The following is a 4,512-nucleotide window of genomic DNA, read 5'->3' as shown; positions in this document are numbered from 1 at the left end:
GTTTTGCGCTGGCAGATGAAGAAATTGAGCTGCTCATTGAACGTGCCTCTGGTGAACAAGAATTAATAACTTTGGAAAAAGATTATGATGAAGATTTGGGGTTAGAATTTGAAAGTGCAGTATTCGATAAAGTGCGCCAGTGCGCTAACAAATGCATTTTCTGTTTTGTTGACCAAATGCCGCCAGGTATGCGGGAAAGTTTATATATTAAGGATGACGACTATCGACTTTCGTTTTTATACGGTAATTTTGTTACTTTAACCAACTTGGGGCCGCGTGATGTTAATCGAATTACCAGACTGCATTTGTCACCGCTTTATGTTTCGGTGCATACCACTAATGGTAGACTTAGAGAACAAATGCTGGGTAACAAGCAAGCTGGTAAAATCATGGATCAAATTAAAGAACTGGTGGATAAGGGTATTGACCTTCATGCACAGGTTGTACTTTGCCCAGGGTTTAATGATGGAAAAGAATTAGATAAAACGATTAGTGATCTATATGCTTTATATCCGTCAATCTTATCACTGGCTATCGTACCAGTAGGTCTTACCAGGTATCGTGATAACTGTTATCCGTTAACCAAGTTTTCGGCTACAGCTGCTGCAGAAGTGATTGAACAAGTCCATAAATGGCAAGAAAAATGCCGCCGAGAAACCCAGGAATCTTTTGTGTATTTGGCTGATGAATTTTATTTGGCTGCCGGTAAAGAATTTCCCAGTTTCGAATTCTATGACGGGTTTCACCAACTGGAAAACGGGGTGGGGCTGGTTCGCAGCTTTCTAGCTGAATGGGAAGAAAACCAGATAACGTCTGCTGGTTATTCTGAGCCACAGGTTATTGATATTGTCTGTGGTGTTTCAGCAAAAAAGATTCTCTCACCTTTATTGGCTGATTTTGCTGCCACCAATTTGACTGTCAGAGTTATTGCAGTAGAAAATAAATTTTTTGGCAGCGATGTCACCGTTACTGGTCTGTTAACTGGTGGTGATATTATTGCGGCGTTGAAAAAACTTCCAGGTTGTAGAACCGGCATAATCATTCCGGGAGTTGCCTTGAGAAAAGGGGAGAATGTGTTTCTTGATAACACTACACCAGAGAACATTGCCGCCGAACTGGGGGTACCTGTGCGCGTCGCCTATTTTGCCCAAGATTTAAAGCAGTTGCTTGCGGCCTGGCGATAGACGCAATCGAGTTCGTAGAAATACTAATTTCTGCTTTATTTCAAGCAATTATAGGCATTGGTAAACAGGAAAACTACTTTAAATTAACAATTAGTAATCGATTTAAAAAGGTACAAGGTGGTATTAAATGAGTAAACCAATTGTCGCAATTGTTGGCCGACCCAATGTCGGCAAATCCACATTATTTAATTATCTTGGCAAGAACCGTTTGTCGATTGTTGAAGATATGCCAGGTGTTACCCGCGATCGCATTTACATGGATGCTGAATGGTTGGGCCGTAAGTTTACAATGATTGATACTGGCGGTATTGAGTTTGAAACTACAGATAAAATGCTTACGGCCATCCGCAATCAGGCCAAACTAGCAATTGAGGAAGCCGACGTTATCATGTTTATTGTAGACGGTAAAGTAGGACTAACTACTGCTGATGTTGAAGTCGCCGCTATTTTACGTAACACCCGTAAACCTGTACTATTGATAGTAAACAAAGTAGACAATGTGAAAAACGAGGCCGATATTTATGAGTTTTATAATTTAGGATTAGGTGATCCTATTCCCATTTCCGCCACCAATGCACTCAATATTGGTGATATGCTTGATAAGTTAATTGAAAATTTACCACAGGAACAGATTGAACCAGAAGAGGTTGACCTTATCAAGGTTGCGGTAATTGGACGGCCAAATGTTGGAAAATCTTCGTTGGTAAATTCTATTATCGGCGAAGAAAGAGTGATTGTAAGTGATGTGCCAGGTACTACGCGTGATGCGATTGATACTTACTTTACTAAAGATGGTCAATCGTATGTGCTGATTGATACAGCTGGCATGAGGCGTAAGTCTAAGATTGATATGCCGGTTGAGCGTTATAGCGTTATCCGCTCGTTGCGGGCAGTTGACCGCAGTGATGTGGTGCTTATGGTTATCAATGCCGAAGAAGGCGTGACTGAGCAAGATAAAAAAATTGCCGGCTATGCCCATGAAGCAGGCAAAGCCAGCATTATTGTTGTTAATAAATGGGATCTCATTGAAAAAGATGGGAAAACTTCGCTGAGGTTTACCGAGAATATTCGCGAAGAATTGGGCTTTATGCAATATTCGCCAGTACTATTTACCTCAGCGCTTACCAAGCAGCGTATTCACCGAATAACCGAACTAGTAAAATATGTAGCCGATCAACATTCTATGAGGATAGCAACAAGTACGCTTAATCAAGTTATTGAAGACGCTATTGCTGTCAATCCACCACCGTCAGATAAAGGTCGGCGACTTAAAATTTATTATACTACCCAGCCAGACGTTAAACCGCCTACTTTTATTTTCTTTGTAAATGATCCCGAAATTATGCATTTTTCCTACTTGCGCTTTTTAGAAAACAAGTTGCGTGAAGCCTTTGGTTTTGAAGGAACTCCACTTAAATTAATAGTTCGTGGTCGCAAAGAAAAAGATGAGTAATCATTAAAGGAGTGGGAGAATGGAGTATGTGCTGGTTATTGCCGCCAGCTATCTAATTGGATCGATTCCAAATGGACTAATTATTGGTCGAAATTTCTATAATATTGATTTGCGAGAGTATGGCAGCAAAAATATCGGAGCCACTAATGCGTACCGGACACTAGGTCTTTGGCCAGCTCTTTGGGTATTTTTTACAGATGCATTAAAAGGAGTGGCCGGAGTATTGATTGGTCAGTATCTTGGCAGTTCCGCGGTTGCTGAATTGGCAGGTGGTATTGGCGCAATTGCTGGACATAACTGGTCGGTATTTTTGAAGTTTAAAGGCGGGCGCGGTGTGGCTACCGGTTTAGGTGTTATTGCTATGCTTGTGCCTAAAGTGACCGTTATTGTTTTTGCTGTTTGGGCGCTCATAGTATATTTTACTCGTTATGTTTCGCTGGCATCTATTGTCGCAGCAGCTTTAGTTCCTGTTAGTATGTGGCTATTACATGTCAGGCAAGAATTTTTTTATTTTGGGATATTGGCTGCTTTATTTGTTATTATACGACACCGTCCGAACATTGAGCGCCTTTTAAAAGGGGAAGAACCCAAAATTAAAGCAGGCGGTAAACCAGCCTCCAGTCCCACAAAGGAGAAGTGACAGGAAGATAATGCATATTGCAGTAATTGGTGCCGGTAGTTGGGGGACAGCGTTAGCCGGTGTGTTGGGTCAAAAACATTCATCCGTTGTCTTATGGGCGCGATCACCTAAGCTAGCGGAAGACATCCAAACAATCAGGGAAAATAAAAGCTATTTGCCTGGCTGTAAATTACCAGCAACGGTATCTGTTACCAATGACCTCGCCGCAGCCGCAGGCGATGCCTGGTTGATTATTTTGGTTACGCCTTCCCACGCCATACGGCAGATGGCAGCGGCGTTAGCCCCATATGTAAGCGCTGACACGATTATTGTCAATGCTGCTAAGGGGTTGGAACTCACTACGTTGAAAAGAATGTCTGAAATCATAGCTGAAGAATTACCGGTAGTTGCTGATAACATTGCCGTATTGTCAGGTCCTAATCATGCAGAAGAAGTGGCTTTACATCACCCTACAGCCACTGTTGCTGCCGCCAAAGCGCGTAAGGTAGCTGAATATGTGCAAGATGTCTTTATGCTACCCCTTTTCCGGGTTTATACCAATCCGGATATCGTCGGGGTAGAACTGGCTGGTGCGTTGAAAAATATCATTGCTCTTGGCGCAGGAATTGCCGAAGGGCTGGGTTTTGGTGATAATGCGAAATCTGCACTTATGACCCGCGGTTTAGCCGAAATCACCCGGCTTGGCATGGCTATGGGTGCAAATCCTTTAACTTTTGCGGGCCTAGCCGGTATTGGTGATCTTATTGCTACCTGTACTAGCGTACACAGCCGCAATCGGCGGGCTGGACTTATGCTGGCAGCAGGCAAGACAGTGGACGAGATTCAGGCTGAAACATCTATGGTAGTGGAAGGTATTAGAGCAACTAAGGCTGCGTTTCAGTTGGCAGCTAAATATCGGGTTGAAATGCCGATAACGCAACAAATGTATGCGGTTTTGTATCAAAATCAGTCCCCAAAAAACGCAGTCCTTGAACTCATGACTCGCGGCCGGACACATGAAGTAGAAGAAGTTGTGCTTAACAATTTGCATTGGAATTAAATAAACTTGGCATAAAAAAGTATGGTGGCTAATAAAGTAAGATAAGTTACTTTTTAGTTACCGTACTTTTTTATATTTGTAATATTTTGAGTGGCCTGTCATATATTTATAATGACAAGTAGTGTAATCAGGGAGGGAGACGCCAAATGGAAAAATTCGACCTGTTTAGAGATATCGCCGAACGCACTGGTGGTGA

At 42.4% G+C, this 4,512-nt stretch carries 4 protein-coding genes; all 4 read left to right on the top strand.

Annotated elements, in window-relative coordinates:
* The coding region (locus AC29Z1_RS13955; protein WP_488272063.1) for a DUF512 domain-containing protein at positions 1-1,184 on the top strand (1,184 nt) is incomplete at its 5' end.
* 127 nt (positions 1,185-1,311) lie between these two features.
* On the top strand, positions 1,312-2,637 hold the full coding sequence (gene der, locus AC29Z1_RS13950; RefSeq protein ID WP_488272062.1) for a ribosome biogenesis GTPase Der: 1,326 nt from the start codon (positions 1,312-1,314) through the stop codon (positions 2,635-2,637).
* A gap of 19 nt (positions 2,638-2,656) precedes the next feature.
* Entirely contained in the window at positions 2,657-3,277 is a 621-nt protein-coding gene (gene plsY / locus AC29Z1_RS13945; RefSeq protein WP_488272061.1) for a glycerol-3-phosphate 1-O-acyltransferase PlsY, read from the top strand.
* A gap of 10 nt (positions 3,278-3,287) precedes the next feature.
* Positions 3,288-4,316 (top strand): NAD(P)H-dependent glycerol-3-phosphate dehydrogenase, encoded by a 1,029-nt coding sequence (locus AC29Z1_RS13940; protein ID WP_488272060.1) that lies wholly within the window; start codon positions 3,288-3,290, stop codon positions 4,314-4,316.
* The last annotated feature ends 196 nt before the right edge of the window (positions 4,317-4,512 follow it).

The organism is Sporomusa sp. (assembly GCF_057736855.1).
This window is presented reverse-complemented; position numbering and strand designations above follow the sequence as displayed.